The sequence below is a fragment of the Streptococcus sp. bf_0095 genome (assembly GCF_004166885.1).
GTDB lineage: Bacteria > Bacillota > Bacilli > Lactobacillales > Streptococcaceae > Streptococcus.
On the sequence record NZ_RCYU01000001.1, the window covers coordinates 531,430 to 545,677 of the forward strand.

The window sequence follows — 14,248 nt, forward strand, 5'->3', positions numbered from 1 at the left end:
ATCAAAAAATCGTATGTTGCAAACATACGATTTTTCTATTCTTAATTTCCTTGGTCCAGAATTTGGACAGTGAGGTAGGCTTGGTAGACCAAGAAGAGTCCTACTGCTGTCAAGAATGGAATGGCAAGAGGGAGTTCTGTCTCGATTTGACCAAATGGTGAATTGCCGACAAAGTGAAGGCCAAAACCAGCTACAAAATAGAACCAACCCGTCAGCATCAATTCCTTGCGACCTTTTGTCGCTTGAACGATTAAGAAGAGACCCACCATGAAGAGGGCTGTGTAGACCCAGTGAGATACGACCCCATTCATGATCCGACCTAGGATACCAGATACTGCGTATGAGAAGCCTTCTGGCATGTCTTGACGGATATAGGCAAAGTCCTCCACAATCTGGAAACCAAGACCAGAAGCAATCGCTAAAAGGAAGATGGATTTGATCCGACGCACATTGAATAAATAGAGAACAAAGAAGATTGGAATCAACTTGAAGGGTTCCTCAAAGAGGGGTCCTGCAATAGCACTCTCATACTGGTTCCAAAAATCGCTATTGGGCGCTACGGCTTGAATCATCTCATGGAAATAGGTATTGGCAAAACTAGATAACCAACCTGCGATAAAGCCCCCACCTAGAAGTGAAAAGAGAACCGGAATCCAAGACAACTTCCACTTCTTGGAGAAATGAAAGAGAGCCCAAACAGCAGGAATCGCATAAACTAGGAGCAAGAGGACAGAGATACCAATGATTCCATACTGGCTGCCTGTCATCCAACCAGCTGTGATAGACTGCGTCTCATAAGCCAGACCAATCGAGAGCAAGAATAAAAATAGAAACAAAATCGATTTGCGTTTCATAAAAAACCTTTCTTTAAAACAATTAAAAAGGCTGGAAATCCAGTCTTTTTGTCTATATGGATATTGTAACAATAAAAGCTTAAAAAAACAATAAATGGCTACGGGGAATAGAGACTGCTGAGTACTGCAAATTATTGAAGGCATTTTGTGACCATCCGAAACAACAGAGCTCTAGAACTAGGGAACATTGATACTATCAACTCCACACATCCCACATAGACAGTTTCCCTTATGTTTTTTAATATTCATCAAAACTATATCTTGTACAAATTATTTAATCTTTCTAACTCTAATACATTCATACATACTTCTACTCCAGTAACTACCCCCTTACTATAAATAATTCCACAAGAAAACACAATCCTATCCGTACTCAAAAAATTTGACAATACTACAAATGATTCCAAAACATAATCCTCTATAGTAATAAAACAATTATTTTTATCTTTAAAAAACTTTATAAATCCAAAATCCTTACACCTATCACCAAAATAAAACTTAAGTGATTTTAAATAATAATCAAAAAATGCATCATTTTCCATAGAAAGCCCTTTATTTTATATCATACAAAAAATACGTTTTAGAACTATTCGAAACAACACAGCTCTAAAACTCACTCACCTCGTCAACTTCCATTCCCTCGCATTCAGTTGTACAGTTACTTAAATCTTGAGAGTACAAAAACCAACTCCAGAAACAGCCTTACCGATACTAGGTTAAATAGAAAATGATTTCATATTTTTCTCCTTCGGTCTACTGGCAAATCCTTTCTACGACGTAAAATGGTTACTTCGCTGACAGGGATTTTTCCTGATGCATACGTGATAAGACCATACTTATCATCCATCAATTCCGCACCATCTGCTATATTGTTTTCATTTAAAAATTCTTTATCAGAAACTAATATTCGCACATAAGAATCGGGTGCTGTAAAATCATCATCTCCACGCTTGTGACCAGCCATTTCAAATTCCTGACCTTTATACAAAACACGATCATAAACCGAATACCTCTGACTAACCTCACTATAAGGCTCAAGCTTCCCGTATACGCCTTCTCCGGCATCATCTACATAGCAACTATAGGGAACGTAGCCTTCTTTCAACATTGCCGGATCTTTTGAAAGAAGAATATAATCATTTATATAATTCACAAAATTAGAGTATACTTTGTTTTGGTAAACTAGATATTCTTTATCCATTTTATCCCTCCACGTATTCCATTATAGCACAAAAAGAGAGCGTTCCCGCTCCCTTTATTACTCCGGCAATTCTACCTTCAAGCTCATATTTGTTGGTTGTAACACTTTCTGAACAGCTGCGAGAAAGGCCAATCCATTATCAGATGGAGAGTATTGAAAAGTAATTTGGATGAATTTTTTATTAAAGTTATCACCATATCGATCCACATACTGCTTGTTTTCGAGGAAGTAGATATAGTTATTTAGTTTTTCCTGCAGAATTTCCAAATGGACTGCTTCTATCTCTTCCTCCCAGCCAATTGGATCCACCAGAAGAAGTTCTAAATGACTACCAACAACACCAATTGCATCAAGTTCAGTTGGTTTGAGCTCTGAGGAAATTGCTTTTTGTAACAATTCTTCAAATTCTTGATTGGAAAATAACCGTTTAATAGATGATGGATTTACTAAAATACGAACTGGTGAGGATCTAAAATAATTTTGTCTGGCTACTTCTTTACTTTCTTTAGTCACCCATTCTCCAGTTTGTAAGAATAACTCAACCTCATAAGCATCCTGTTCTGACCTTAAAGCCTTGTCCACTAATTCTTTACTAACTGGATAAGTAACTTCTCTATCTTGAAAACCTCCTGTCATCCAGGACATTGTATAATTGCCATTTTCTTCAGTTATAATGAATCCATTCCCCTTTATCTGATTCATTTAAAAATAAACCCTCTCTATTTTCCCCATAAGCTATTTCAATGGCGATACATAATCATCTGGAAGTCTCCCTCTCCAATCAATCCACATTTGCTCAGCAAGTGGAATTAATCTTTCAAGCTCTTCCTGAGTAAATAATTCCCAACTCTTAGGACTAGCTATTAAAGGAGTTAAGCCTTTTAATATAAATTGTTTCTCACTAGCTTTCTTTTCTTCTTCCGTCGGTGGCCAACGATCGTTCTGAATCTTCCAAGATACTTCGCTTAGCGTTCTCTCCCCACTTTCCAGTAAGGCAAATAACTCATTTGGTAATTCATAAACCACTCGCTGAGGGGCAATTCCTCCCTCCTCAGTAACGTAATAAAGATTATTGCCATCTCTCCAAATGTGCTGACCATAACCTTTTACTTCTTCAAACTGGATGACATCTTCCCATTCTAGGTTGGTTGGTTTCATTTGTATTCTCCTAGTGCAAGTTATTCTCTCAACCAGAATATCATTAAATCAGGCTTCTTTTTCTCTTCCTCAATAGGCAATGCCATCTTTTACCCATTTTCTATTTTCTAACTCCACATCAAAATAGAAATCCCTTCGACCAAATTTATCAAAACAATCCTCTTTAAGAGCCTCACATACAATTCTCAGTTTCTCTTTACTTATCTCAGAAATATACATCATTGTATATCCTATAGGAGATTCAATTTTGTCAATTTTCTCACCTTCTAAATTATAAATCTCTAATTCTGAAGGAAGTCCAAAGTCACTTGATAAGCGAAATATACTGAAGATACGCTGATATTTAGGACTAAATCGAAGATGATGTAAATGAGGGAAACCAATCTGGTGTTGACCATTATGATTCCAATCTATGGTTCCTTCTATCAGATTTTGTTGCCCTATCAATTTTCCTTCTAAACTAAAGTAGAAAATGATTTTGCTTACAAAGTTTTCTCCACTATAGACGATAACAATGTTCTCATCTTTATTATATTCCGCATGAATGATATCTGATAGTTCTATCTTTATTACACAACCATCCCATCCCCATATAACCATCCATTCACTGTAATCAATTTTCATCATCCTTCTCCTACTCTAACTCAGATAAATTCGATCTGTATTGTCTGCTCAGTCATCATGGAGTTCACTTCCTCGACAAGTTTATCTATCTCGTTCTGTGTGATAGGAATGTGGTTGTAAGGTGGCTCCCAATTCTGTATGCTTGACCTATATACAATAAAGCTACCATCAATCAACAACTCTCCCTCTGCTTTTAAAACATAGCCATTTTCATAGTCAAATGTGATGATAGACCTTGTACCAGAAATTTTCATTCTACTCCCTTTTCTTTATCCCTTTCAGACTAAACTTGTAGAGCACTCATAATCTTTTAATTTGGTATTCCAAAATGATAGGACTACCTTAAAAATCAATGTTCTCATTTTCCACTATTATACCATACAAGCACTTTCCCCATGATCCATCCTTCCATAAACCAACAAAAAAACACTGAAAATTCAGTGTTTTTTCTATCTCTGTCCCCTGCCGGAATCGAACCAGCAACTACTCCTTAGGAGGGAGTTGTTATATCCATTGAACTAAGGGGACCTATAAAAAAAGAAGCGAGATCACTCCCGCCTCCTTGTTCGTCTTAACGACGGATTTCTTTAATACGAGCTGCTTTACCTTGCAATGCACGAAGGTAGTACAATTTCGCACGACGTACTTTACCGTAACGTACTACTTCAATCTTTTCTACACGTGGAGTGTGTACTGGGAATGTACGTTCAACACCGACACCGTTAGAGATTTTACGAACAGTGTACATTTCAGTGTGTCCTTGACCTTTACGAGCGATAACAACGCCTTCAAAGATCTGGATACGTTCACGAGTTCCTTCGACAACTTTCGCGTGTACACGAACAGTGTCACCAGGACGGAATGCAGGGATATCAGTACGAAGTTGACCTTCAGTCAAGCTTTGAATTAATGGATTCATTTTATTCTCCTATCTTCGTCAATCTTGAGGGCTACTCCCCCAGCGGATAAACTGTATTTTTGTGCTTCCATTACGCACAAAGTTTATAATACCAAAAGAATGTCCTTTTGTAAAGGATTATTGCAACTTTTTCGCAACTTTTTGTCCACCATAGATAGACAGGGCTGGAAAGAGACGAGTTGCGACCAGACAAACCAAGAGAAAGGCTGGCCAATGTTGGAAACCAAAGACCTCACACCCGATCAAGATAGGTCCAATCGTCGTCGAGGTTGCTCCGGCAAAGACTGCTGCATAGCCTAAGGCGGCTACCAGATAAACCGGAAGTCCAAAGAAAGGAGCTAGCCAGACACCCAGACTGGCCCCGATAGAAAAGAGCGGGGTCACTTCTCCTCCCTTATAGCCTGCCGCAATGGTCGTCACCGTGAAGAGGAGCTTGAGGATCCAGTCTGCCCCAGTGATCAAGCTCTTCCCATCAGCTCCTTCAAAACTTTGGGAAATCAGATTGGTCCCCAGTCCCGTGTAGCGACCTGCTCCAATCAGATACAAGAGAATACTCAGACCGAGGCCAACCACTCCAATCCGCACATAGGGATTGGCAAAGGTCCTGGTAAAGCTTTGTTTAAAGGTGCCTAGGAGATAGGCAAAGAGCTTGCCTGTCAGACCAAAGATGACTCCCAAAAGAAGTAACTGCAAGAAGACTTGTGGGGATAGGGAGAGCTTGGCAGAAATGATCTGGGTAAACTTTTCTAGTCCCAAGGTGTGAGAGGTCCAACTAGCAACAAAGGCTGCAATGGCCGCAGGATAAAGAGCCCGCCACTCTAGTCTCCCAACCACTAGGACCTCCATAGCAAAGAAGATGGCAGCTAGAGGCGTCTGAAAGAGTCCCCCGAAGCCGGCAGCCATCCCAGTGACCAAATAAATCCGTGAAGCGTGAGGGCCAAGCCAGTCTCTTCGAAGAGCATGGGCCACTGTTCCCCCAAGCTGGACCGCTACTCCTTCTCGACCAGCAGATCCACCAAAGAGATGGGTCAACCAAGTAGAAAGGATGGTCAAGGGAATCAAGCGCTTGGGAATGGCTTTCTCCCTTCCCTCTCCTACTTCAAAGAGGAGCTCCATCCCTTTTTGACTCTTACCTCCATAGGTGCGATTGAGATAGGTGATCAAGATACCGGCTAGAGGCAGAAAGGGTAAGAGATAGAGAAGGTAATCCGTACGAACTTCTCCAATCCCAATCAAGACACGCCCGAAGAGAGTATCAATCACCCCGACGATCCCCCCGATCATAATGGCATCTAGGGTATATACTAAGGTTCTTTTACTTATCGTCATCTCAAGCACCTTCGTCCCCATCTAATTGATCGGCCTGGTAGCCTCTGGAGCGCTTCATTAAGTCTCGATAAGTCGCAAGGATGGTCTCTTCATAGCGCTTTTCCTGCACCAAGCCAGCGACATTGGCTAAGACCTCATCTTCTCTGCCCCGATCCAAGATAGGATTTTGATGAGTTTCTTTGTACCGAATGATATCTTCTACACAGTGCATCCGGCGTTCCAATAAATGGACCAATTCTTTATCGATGCTATCAATCTCTTGGCGAATTTTCTCTAACTCCATACTGGTCTCCTCACTTTTTGCTCCCATTTTATCAAAAATCGGGCAATCTTACTAGCCCTATCCAGCTATTGAAGGTTTTCATCCATAAAAAAAAGTGCCTGCCGCATGCAAACACCTTTCTTAGCTATGGATTAGCCTACTTTTGCTACGACTTCTTCTGCAAAAGCTTCTAATTTTTCAATATCTTCATCTTCAGCTGACAAGTCTACCTTGACACACTCAGAACCTTTAACCGCACCAGTCGCTGCAAAAACACGATCAAAGTCATCGACTGCCTTACAGAACTCGTCGTAGAAGGTATCACCGGATCCAACAACACCGTAGATCTTACCATTCAAGTCAAGACCCGCTAAGTCTTCATAAAAGTCTACGATTTCATCAGGAAGCTCACCATCACCGTAGGTATAGGTCGCTACGACTGCAATATCAGCTTCAAGAAAGTCCTCTGCGTCTACTGTTGTACATTCGTCGACATCTACTTCGACACCAAGATCGCGAAACTTATCTGCTACGATATCAGCAATCTCTTCTGTATTTCCTGTCATACTTGCAAAAACAATCTTTGCTAATGTCATAATTCCCTCCAAATAATAATCTTATGACATTATACCACTTTCGCGCGCATTTTGCATGGTAAAGTACTGGGAGCCTGACATTGTTCGGAAATTGTCCACCTGAGGCTAGACAACCTTTTTCTTTTCCAAATGCCCTCCTTATGCTAAAATTGAATGAGAATTAAATGAGGTACTATATGCAGATCACACAGGACATTTTAGAGAAAATCAACCACTACGATACCATTATCCTTCACCGCCATATGAATCCGGATCCGGATGCTATTGGAAGCCAGGTCGGACTGAAAGAAATCATCCAGACCAACTTCCCAGATAAAAGAGTCCTAGCTACCGGCTATAACGAGCCGACTCTTGCTTGGATGGCTAGCATGGATACTGTAACAGATGAGGACTATGCAGGTGCCTTGGTCATTGTCTGCGATACTGCCAACACCCCTCGCATCGATGACAAACGCTACACGAGCGGCGATTTTCTAATCAAAATCGACCACCATCCCAACGACGATGCCTACGGAGATTTCCTCTGGGTAGACACAGATTCAAGCTCTACGAGTGAGCTTATCACCCTCTTTGCTCTTGAACAACAGCTTGAAATCAGTCCAGAAGCAGCCCGTCTCCTCTATGCTGGTATTGTCGGAGACACTGGACGCTTCCTCTACCCTTCGACGACTAGCCGGACTTTCGAGATGGTTGCCCACCTTCGTAGTTTTGACTTTGACTTTGCAGGTCTTTCTCGTCAGATGGACAGCATGAGCTCTAAGATCGCCAAGCTTCAAGGCTATATCTATGATCATCTCGAAATCGATGAAAATGGAGCTAGTCGCGTAACCCTGACCCAGGAGCTCCTCAAACACTACCAAATCACAGATGCCGAGACTGCTGCGATCGTCTCAGCACCTGGTCGGATCGAAGACGTCAGCGTCTGGGCTATCTTTGTCGAGCAAGCTGATGGCCACTACCGCGTCCGTATGAGAAGTAAAGCTCTGGTAATCAATGAGATTGCAAAACGTCACGATGGTGGAGGCCACCCCCTCGCTAGTGGAGCCAATTCATATTCCTTAGAAGAAAACGAGCAAATTTATCGGGAACTACAGGAAGTTGCCAAGGCCAAATAGATAATGAAAATCAAACAAGCAGGTCAGTCGTTTCTAGTGAAGACGATTGGCCTTTTTTCATTTTAAACAAAAACGAATGAATTTTAATAACATTTAGAAAAATGTGAACGATTTCTTAAATTTCCATTCCAGTTTGAGCTTATTTATGCTATAATAATCACAAAAAAAGGAGACGTTTTATGCATAAACATCGTATTTTTATCATTGTCGCAGCAGCTCTTACTGCCATTTCTACCTTTTTGCCATGGAGTACATTCAATGGTGGATCCTACGGAAGTTATTCTTTCAGTGGAATTCGAGGTGAATTTGGATGGGTCATCGTTGTCCTAGCTATTGGTGCCATCGTTCTAGCTTGCCTTCCAAACATTGCTCCACCAATGAACAAGAATTTTTCCATTGGTGTCATTGCTATCGGTATTCTTGAAAGCTTAATTACGATCATCACTATGTTTAGAGTCTTGGGTGCTTCATCTGAATTCGGTGATGGCTTCTCTATTGGTTTTGGTTTGATTATTGCAGTCATTGCAAGTATTGCTATTGTGATCACAGGACTTCTTGCCATGTCTGGTGGTAAAATCACTAAAGGAACATTCCAAGATCTTGCATCAACAAGTAGAGGATTCGCACAGTCTGTTGCATCATCTGTCCAATCACCACAACAACCGGGTCAACCTGGACAACAACAATGGCAACAACCGCAACAAGGATTTGGTCAACCTGCTCCAGGACAAGGGTTCCAACAAGCGCCTCAACAAGGATTACAACAACCTCAGCAAGGGTTCCAACAAGCACCTCAACAGCCTCCACAAGGGTTCCAACAAGCGCCTCAACAGCCTCAACAAGCTTGGCAACCACAAGAGCAACAGCAACCTCAACAACCAGAACAGCCAACTACTGAACCTGGTCAAGAATAAAAAGATTTCTATTGATCTTACATGTCCAACATTTCTTTACTGGGACTGTTAGGCAGAGTGGGAAAGCTTGTCTGATAGGATGAGCTTCTCCCACTTTTTTCTTAATAAAAATGCGAAAAATTTGGTAAAAATCCTTGCCAAACTCTTTTGTTTTTGATAAACTAACTTAGTAACAATCTATGGCTCGGAAAGAGACCATGGCAGAAAGGAATTATTGCAAAATGAAAAAAGATATCCATCCAGAATATCGCCCTGTTGTCTTCATGGACACTACTACTGGTTATAAGTTCCTTAGTGGTTCAACTAAGTACTCTAACGAGACTGTTGAATTCGAAGGTGAAACTTACCCATTGATCCGTGTTGAAATTTCATCAGACTCACACCCATTCTACACTGGACGTCAAAAGTTCACTCAAGCAGATGGACGTGTGGATCGTTTCAACAAAAAATACGGTCTCAAATAAGAAACCAATCAAAACCACTTCCACTTGGCAGTGGTTTTTTCTTGTCCTGCCCAGCACAAAAAATACCGCTCCTTCAGGATTCCTGAAAGAGCGGTTTTCTTATTATTCGTAGTCGCCACCGGTAAAGTTGAAGTATTCTTCTAAGCTTTTTCCTGAGGCTGCGACATCTTTTGCATCTTCTCCTATATAGCGAAGGTGCCAGCTTTCAGGCATGTAGCCTGTGCTCGCTTCTTTCCCTTCTTGATAGCGGACGATAAAGCCGTACTTGGCAGCGTTCTTGAGCAACCATTTGCTTGCGCCTGGTTCTTGAACGAGATTGCCACTGGTATCGATGAGGTCAAATGCTAGACCTGTCTGGTGCTCACTAAATCCAGGACGAGCTGAATAGCGATCTGCCGCAGCTACCCCGTCTTGATTGACATAGCTTTGGTAGAGACCTACTTGGGTCTCATAACTGCGGAAACCACTGTACTGATCGCTGATAGCATAGCCTTCTGCCTGCATAGCCGCAATCAACTCATGCAAGGCCGCAACCGCTGTCGGATCCTCACCTGGATTGTAGTCTGCAGCTAAGGGATAGTGCTTGTTGGCGATGACGATATCTCCAGATTTTCCTTGGACACTGTAATAAGAACCATTGAAGGAAACACCTTGGTCCACCGTGACTTCGCCTGCCTTCTTCCTTGACTTATCGCTATCGTTAGACGATGTTGCTTCAGAAGCACTGGTTTCTTTGCTGGCTGATGACTGTGCGACTTGCTTACTTGAAGCAGGCTCTTTTTGCGTTGAGCTCTTTGATTCCTTCTGTTGGCCACAAGCGCCTAGGCTCAAAAGAACAAGGCCAGCAAGTGTCCATTTTGTCATGCTTAATTTCATCATAAACCTCCTAATTACCAGCTGTGACCGCAATAGCCGTAATCACGTAAGTATCCCCTACTGGTTTTAGGGTATAGGTCTTGTCCTTGCTACTCTGGCTATCTTTTCGGCTGGTCACATAATGTACAGTATATTCTTCGTGGGTTTTCACGATCACCATTCCGTTCTCTTCGGTAACGCTAAGAACGTTGAAAACACCTGGTGTATAGTAGTCGATTTCAGCCTTCTTGACTCCACCACCTGTTGTCCACTCCACCATTTCCTTATAGGCATCACTTGAAGTGTCATAGTACTTGGAGTAGGTGTTGGATCTACTTGAGACAGATGAGAAGATTTCTGTCCGGTAGTCTTGGAGGAAGGAGGTGATAGCTGTTTTCTTCTCTTCTGCCTTCTTGGCTTCTTCTTCCTTGGCTTTACGAGCTGTTTCTGCATCTTTTAATCGTTTGGCTACATCCTTAGAAAGCTTCAAAGTGATGACTTCATCGTCATCCGGAGTTTCACCGATTGTGACTTTAGCTTTTTCAGTTGTATAGCTCTCACCATTGACACTAAAGACTGCATGAATTTCGATTTCTTGATGGGCTACGACATCGACTTCAAATAAAGTACTTGTGCCGACTTCCTTACCATTCACTGCTACCTTGATATCAGTTGGATTGCTTACTTCCTCTGGGAATTCAATTTCGAGAAGACGTTTTTCAGAATTGAAAGTCAAGTTCAGCTTATTCTTAGAAGCCTGAGCTGGGTCTAGTTTAACCTCACTAGAGATTTTTCCAACTTCGGTCTTACCATCTAGTTGCATGTCTCGTGGCGCAAAGTGAACCTCCCCAAGTTTGGTCGTTTGGTTCTTCTTAAGCACTGTCGACTCTTTTTCGCTAGTCTTAAGCTTGGCATCATCCAGATTCGTAACCGCTGTGACTTCAAGTGGATAGGTCGCGATGCGGTATTCTTGAAAGATACCGAATTTCTTATCCGCCTTCTCAATCCCGATCAGTAGATTCTGGTTTTTGTCCTTGACGCTACCTGTTTTTGAAGACTGAGCGATATGATCTAATTCGTAGATGACATCGATCTTCTGAGCTGTCATATAGTCTAGCAAGCCTTGAGCTTCTTCCTTGGTCCACTTATCCTTGTCACTAGAAAGGATGCTCGCCACTTCCCGGTAATCCTTTTGTTCAATGGCTGTGACCAATTTGTCCACTATCACCTGTGGGCCTGTAGTTGATGAGAAGTAATAGCCTAGACCAGACAAGGCCAAGACCAACAAAGCCAAAATACTGAAGAAGAAGACTTTCTTTTTCTTGCCTTTTTTCTCTTTTTTGACTTTCTTTTTCTTGCCTTTCTTGACAGCTTCTTCTTGCTCTGGAGCTTCTGCTGTAGCTAGGGCCTCAACCGGCTGGGACAAGTTTTCTGCGGTCTCTGATGGACTCTCCACTGGTGCGAAGACCTGCGTTGTCTGATTGGTCTCTTCCAAGTTAATCGTCGGAGCAGGTGCTTCTACGATTTCAAAGTTCTGACTACGTGCTGATTCGATCTCTTCTGGAAGCGGGGAACGTCCATAGAAGGCGATGAAGCGCTCTTCCCAAGTAAGTTGAAGAGGATTTACAACCGCTTCTACTGGCCCCTGTCCTCCTATAGCTGACGCTTCTGAAGCCACTTGGTCGATCGCTACTCCAGCAATCGATTTGATTGCCTTAAAATCAAAGCCGGAATCTCTTCCGGCAATGAATTCTTCAGGAGTAGGTTTGCGACCGATTACTTTTTCAAATAATTCTACCCATTTTTTGTTCATCGGTATGTTCTCCTAAAAACTAAAATATTTTCATCCGATATGTATATGAACAAGAATTTTATGACAAGGTTCCTATCTGATTAGAAGAAGGAAGCGATATAGATAGATACTTGTTCTAAAATACGTCTGTCAATGATGCCAACAATTGTGAAGATGACTAGAATGACTGCTGAAGAAGCAAGGAGCAACAAGAATTTGTCAGCCTTGAATTTTGTTCTGTTCAAACCTTGGTAAACAGTATAGAGCAAGCCTAAGAAATAGAGAACGAAGATTAACGATCGAAGGAAGATAAATCCTTCAAAGTACTTGACTAGAGAAAAAATCAAGACAATGAGGGATGCTGGCAAGGCATAGATAGACAAGCGAGCAAACTCATCGAATGAACGTTTGTAGGTGTATTCTTTATCTTGCAAGACAAGGTTACGAACCAAGAAACCAGTTAATTGAGTAACATAAATTGTAAAGAAAGTTACAATGACAATCAATAGGTAAGCTGTAAATCCAACTTCAGCATAAGGGAAGGCACTCGCCACGAAGAAAAGTGAGAGGCTAAGGATAAATGCAGTTAAGACATAATGAAGGATCCCATTCAATACTCTTGGTTGAGTTTCTACTGTTGGACGAACCAAAGCAGAAACGAACCATGACCAGAATCCTTTCATTGCTTGACCAAAGGCATTTGATTGAGCAGGTTGTGCATAATAGGCTTGACCTGGTTGAGGTTGTCCTGGATAAGGTACTTGTTGGAAGCCTTGACCTGGAGCTTGACCCGGAGCCGGTTGACCAAATCCTGGTTGTGGCTGTTGTTGAGGTGCTTGCTGGAAGCTATTTGGTTGAGCACCAAATGTTTGTGCTTCTGGCGCAGCAGTAAATTGTGGCGCTTCTTGTGCTGGTGCATCTGGCGCAGCAGTGTATTGTGGCGCTTCTTGTACTGGTGCTTCTGGCGCAGCAGCAACTGGTGCTTCTGGAGCAGCAGCAAATTGTGGCGCTTCTTGTACTGGTGCTTCTGGAGCAGTAGCAAATTGTGAAGCCGCTTCTTCTGGTGCTACTGGAGCAGCGACGAATCCAGCGCTTGCTTGGTCTGGAGCTACTGGAGCACCTACAAATTGTGAAGCTTCTTGAGCTGCCTGTTCTTCTTGGAACTCACCTGCAGCCAATGCTTGTGCGATCTCTGCTTCAGTTGCTGAACGACCGTTCACAGCTTCAAAGTAATCAAGCCAATCCTGTTTGATCATAAAATAATCTCCTTATAAAATAAAATACAGATATATTATATAAAAATTTTAGCTATAATTCAATATTATACAGGAATCAACTGTCTAGAGCATCCCAACTATTCAAATGCATCCATGCCACCTTGGACGTTGGTCACATCATAGCCCTCTTCTTCCAAAAATTGGCAGGCACGGGCTGAGCGCCGGCCAGACTTGCAGATGACATAATAGGCTTGCTCCTTGTCTAGTTCTGAATACCGTTCTGCCAACACGGATAAGGGAAGCAAGGTCACTCCGTCCAGATGAAGGGCATCGTATTCCTCCTGCTCACGGACATCGACGACTTGGATCTCTCCAACTTGGTACTTTGCTAAAAAGTCATTAAATGGAATTTCTTTCATGATTTCTCCTTTTTGATGCCACTATGGCAAGGTTAGTATTTCATAGTTAAAATCAATGGATTCTAAAAAGCGGAATAGGTCTTGGGTTTTGATAAAGATGGTCTTTTCATTGGTATTGGGATGGAAGGTCATGATTTCCTCTGACACAATGTCCTGATCAAAATAGACGAGAATATCCTTTTCTGCATTGTTTAACAAGCCAAATGGGGATACCGTCCCAGCTGGTAATTGCATTTTTTCTGCTAGAGATTCAGCTGAAGCCATACGGATCCGATTGGCTCCTACTTGCTCTTTGAAGTCATCCATATCCAAGAGTTTTTGTTCATCCATGATGAGCAGATAATACTGGGTTTTCTTCTTGTTGGTCAAAAACATAGTCTTTGTCCGGACCCCTTCTAGACCTTCAATATAGGAATCAGCCTGCTCTGTAGTGAATGCTGGTGGGTGTTCCACCTCATCAAATTCAATCCCGAGTTCGTCTAATTTGTCTTTGACTTTTTGATATGGATCCATGGAAATACCTCCTTTT

At 42.0% G+C, this 14,248-nt stretch carries 19 protein-coding genes and 1 tRNA gene; 3 read left to right on the forward strand and 17 right to left on the reverse strand.

Translation table 11 applies throughout. From position 1 onward, the window contains the following. Positions 1-41: 41 nt before the first annotated feature. The 12 genes from EAI95_RS02695 to EAI95_RS02750 form a co-directional block, all read right to left on the reverse strand. Positions 42-854 (reverse strand): PrsW family glutamic-type intramembrane protease, encoded by an 813-nt coding sequence (locus EAI95_RS02695; RefSeq protein WP_129822119.1) that lies wholly within the window; start codon positions 852-854, stop codon positions 42-44. Positions 855-1,108: 254 nt separating this feature from the next. Then, positions 1,109-1,396 carry a hypothetical protein gene (locus EAI95_RS02700; protein WP_129822120.1) on the reverse strand — a complete coding sequence of 96 codons (288 nt, stop codon included), beginning with the start codon at positions 1,394-1,396 and terminating at the stop codon, positions 1,109-1,111. A gap of 191 nt (positions 1,397-1,587) precedes the next feature. Beyond that, the gene (locus EAI95_RS02705) at positions 1,588-2,055 is read right to left on the reverse strand and encodes a hypothetical protein (protein WP_129822121.1); all 468 of its coding nucleotides are present in this window, start codon (positions 2,053-2,055) and stop codon (positions 1,588-1,590) included. 57 nt (positions 2,056-2,112) lie between these two features. Beyond that, the gene (locus tag EAI95_RS02710; protein ID WP_129822122.1) at positions 2,113-2,757 is read right to left on the reverse strand and encodes a DUF6572 domain-containing protein; all 645 of its coding nucleotides are present in this window, start codon (positions 2,755-2,757) and stop codon (positions 2,113-2,115) included. Positions 2,758-2,790: 33 nt separating this feature from the next. Then, the gene (locus EAI95_RS02715) at positions 2,791-3,213 is read right to left on the reverse strand and encodes a hypothetical protein (RefSeq protein ID WP_129822123.1); all 423 of its coding nucleotides are present in this window, start codon (positions 3,211-3,213) and stop codon (positions 2,791-2,793) included. A gap of 69 nt (positions 3,214-3,282) precedes the next feature. Further along, positions 3,283-3,840 carry a hypothetical protein gene (locus EAI95_RS02720; RefSeq protein WP_238662886.1) on the reverse strand — a complete coding sequence of 186 codons (558 nt, stop codon included), beginning with the start codon at positions 3,838-3,840 and terminating at the stop codon, positions 3,283-3,285. A gap of 17 nt (positions 3,841-3,857) precedes the next feature. Further along, a complete protein-coding gene (locus tag EAI95_RS02725) occupies positions 3,858-4,091 on the reverse strand; it encodes an Imm74 family immunity protein (RefSeq protein ID WP_129822124.1) in 234 nt (77 codons plus the stop codon). A gap of 202 nt (positions 4,092-4,293) precedes the next feature. Next, positions 4,294-4,365 (reverse strand) — tRNA-Arg (locus tag EAI95_RS02730). A 43-nt stretch (positions 4,366-4,408) separates the two neighbouring features. Next, positions 4,409-4,756: a 50S ribosomal protein L19 gene (rplS, locus tag EAI95_RS02735; RefSeq protein WP_003016418.1), complete on the reverse strand. Its 348-nt coding sequence runs from the start codon at positions 4,754-4,756 to the stop codon at positions 4,409-4,411. Positions 4,757-4,873: 117 nt separating this feature from the next. Then, positions 4,874-6,085, reverse strand: a complete 1,212-nt coding sequence (locus tag EAI95_RS02740; RefSeq protein ID WP_117744186.1) for a chloride channel protein — start codon at positions 6,083-6,085, stop codon at positions 4,874-4,876. A gap of 1 nt (position 6,086) precedes the next feature. Next, positions 6,087-6,368, reverse strand: coding sequence for a chorismate mutase (locus EAI95_RS02745; RefSeq protein ID WP_117744185.1), 282 nt, complete (start codon positions 6,366-6,368; stop codon positions 6,087-6,089). Between the two features lie 131 nt (positions 6,369-6,499). Next, positions 6,500-6,943 carry a flavodoxin gene (locus EAI95_RS02750; protein WP_126404151.1) on the reverse strand — a complete coding sequence of 148 codons (444 nt, stop codon included), beginning with the start codon at positions 6,941-6,943 and terminating at the stop codon, positions 6,500-6,502. 176 nt (positions 6,944-7,119) lie between these two features. Between EAI95_RS02750 and EAI95_RS02755 the strand changes: the two genes are divergently transcribed. The 3 genes from EAI95_RS02755 (at position 7,120) to EAI95_RS02765 (ending at position 9,436) form a co-directional block, all read left to right on the forward strand. Then, on the forward strand, positions 7,120-8,058 hold the full coding sequence (locus tag EAI95_RS02755) for a bifunctional oligoribonuclease/PAP phosphatase NrnA (RefSeq protein ID WP_129822125.1): 939 nt from the start codon (positions 7,120-7,122) through the stop codon (positions 8,056-8,058). A gap of 179 nt (positions 8,059-8,237) precedes the next feature. Next, the gene (locus tag EAI95_RS02760) at positions 8,238-8,972 is read left to right on the forward strand and encodes a hypothetical protein (protein WP_129822126.1); all 735 of its coding nucleotides are present in this window, start codon (positions 8,238-8,240) and stop codon (positions 8,970-8,972) included. A gap of 221 nt (positions 8,973-9,193) precedes the next feature. Beyond that, positions 9,194-9,436 carry a type B 50S ribosomal protein L31 gene (locus EAI95_RS02765; protein WP_023023047.1) on the forward strand — a complete coding sequence of 81 codons (243 nt, stop codon included), beginning with the start codon at positions 9,194-9,196 and terminating at the stop codon, positions 9,434-9,436. Positions 9,437-9,538: 102 nt separating this feature from the next. On the opposite strand, the gene ldcB is transcribed toward EAI95_RS02765, so the two are convergent. The 5 genes from ldcB to EAI95_RS02790 all read right to left on the reverse strand — a co-directional run bounded on the left by ldcB (position 9,539) and on the right by EAI95_RS02790 (position 14,232). Next, positions 9,539-10,312: an LD-carboxypeptidase LdcB/DacB gene (gene ldcB / locus EAI95_RS02770; RefSeq protein WP_129822127.1), complete on the reverse strand. Its 774-nt coding sequence runs from the start codon at positions 10,310-10,312 to the stop codon at positions 9,539-9,541. Between the two features lie 10 nt (positions 10,313-10,322). Continuing rightward, positions 10,323-12,104, reverse strand: coding sequence for a hypothetical protein (locus tag EAI95_RS10040; protein ID WP_173018599.1), 1,782 nt, complete (start codon positions 12,102-12,104; stop codon positions 10,323-10,325). Between the two features lie 80 nt (positions 12,105-12,184). Beyond that, complete coding sequence (locus EAI95_RS02780) at positions 12,185-13,339, reverse strand: DUF6574 domain-containing protein (protein ID WP_129822128.1); 1,155 nt, start codon at positions 13,337-13,339, stop codon at positions 12,185-12,187. Between the two features lie 98 nt (positions 13,340-13,437). Continuing rightward, on the reverse strand, positions 13,438-13,719 hold the full coding sequence (locus EAI95_RS02785) for a rhodanese-like domain-containing protein (RefSeq protein WP_023026738.1): 282 nt from the start codon (positions 13,717-13,719) through the stop codon (positions 13,438-13,440). A gap of 21 nt (positions 13,720-13,740) precedes the next feature. After that, a complete protein-coding gene (locus tag EAI95_RS02790) occupies positions 13,741-14,232 on the reverse strand; it encodes a prolyl-tRNA synthetase associated domain-containing protein (RefSeq protein ID WP_129822129.1) in 492 nt (163 codons plus the stop codon). Positions 14,233-14,248: the final 16 nt, after the last annotated feature.

What these genes read in the sequence shown, in the direction of transcription:
- EAI95_RS02745 (WP_117744185.1), bottom strand. Translation starts at nt 6,368, where the DNA reads ATGGAGTTAGAGAAAATTCGCCAAGAGATTGATAGCATCGATAAAGAA.
- EAI95_RS02760 (WP_129822126.1), top strand. Translation starts at nt 8,238, where the DNA reads ATGCATAAACATCGTATTTTTATCATTGTCGCAGCAGCTCTTACTGCC.
- EAI95_RS10040 (WP_173018599.1), bottom strand. Translation starts at nt 12,104, where the DNA reads ATGAACAAAAAATGGGTAGAATTATTTGAAAAAGTAATCGGTCGCAAA.
- EAI95_RS02790 (WP_129822129.1), bottom strand. Translation starts at nt 14,232, where the DNA reads ATGGATCCATATCAAAAAGTCAAAGACAAATTAGACGAACTCGGGATT.
- EAI95_RS02780 (WP_129822128.1), bottom strand. Translation starts at nt 13,339, where the DNA reads ATGATCAAACAGGATTGGCTTGATTACTTTGAAGCTGTGAACGGTCGT.
- EAI95_RS02705 (WP_129822121.1), bottom strand. Translation starts at nt 2,055, where the DNA reads ATGGATAAAGAATATCTAGTTTACCAAAACAAAGTATACTCTAATTTT.
- rplS (WP_003016418.1), bottom strand. Translation starts at nt 4,756, where the DNA reads ATGAATCCATTAATTCAAAGCTTGACTGAAGGTCAACTTCGTACTGAT.
- EAI95_RS02785 (WP_023026738.1), bottom strand. Translation starts at nt 13,719, where the DNA reads ATGAAAGAAATTCCATTTAATGACTTTTTAGCAAAGTACCAAGTTGGA.
- EAI95_RS02695 (WP_129822119.1), bottom strand. Translation starts at nt 854, where the DNA reads ATGAAACGCAAATCGATTTTGTTTCTATTTTTATTCTTGCTCTCGATT.
- EAI95_RS02725 (WP_129822124.1), bottom strand. Translation starts at nt 4,091, where the DNA reads ATGAAAATTTCTGGTACAAGGTCTATCATCACATTTGACTATGAAAAT.
- EAI95_RS02750 (WP_126404151.1), bottom strand. Translation starts at nt 6,943, where the DNA reads ATGACATTAGCAAAGATTGTTTTTGCAAGTATGACAGGAAATACAGAA.
- EAI95_RS02765 (WP_023023047.1), top strand. Translation starts at nt 9,194, where the DNA reads ATGAAAAAAGATATCCATCCAGAATATCGCCCTGTTGTCTTCATGGAC.
- EAI95_RS02740 (WP_117744186.1), bottom strand. Translation starts at nt 6,085, where the DNA reads ATGACGATAAGTAAAAGAACCTTAGTATATACCCTAGATGCCATTATG.
- EAI95_RS02715 (WP_129822123.1), bottom strand. Translation starts at nt 3,213, where the DNA reads ATGAAACCAACCAACCTAGAATGGGAAGATGTCATCCAGTTTGAAGAA.
- EAI95_RS02710 (WP_129822122.1), bottom strand. Translation starts at nt 2,757, where the DNA reads ATGAATCAGATAAAGGGGAATGGATTCATTATAACTGAAGAAAATGGC.
- ldcB (WP_129822127.1), bottom strand. Translation starts at nt 10,312, where the DNA reads ATGAAATTAAGCATGACAAAATGGACACTTGCTGGCCTTGTTCTTTTG.
- EAI95_RS02720 (WP_238662886.1), bottom strand. Translation starts at nt 3,840, where the DNA reads ATGATGAAAATTGATTACAGTGAATGGATGGTTATATGGGGATGGGAT.
- EAI95_RS02755 (WP_129822125.1), top strand. Translation starts at nt 7,120, where the DNA reads ATGCAGATCACACAGGACATTTTAGAGAAAATCAACCACTACGATACC.
- EAI95_RS02700 (WP_129822120.1), bottom strand. Translation starts at nt 1,396, where the DNA reads ATGGAAAATGATGCATTTTTTGATTATTATTTAAAATCACTTAAGTTT.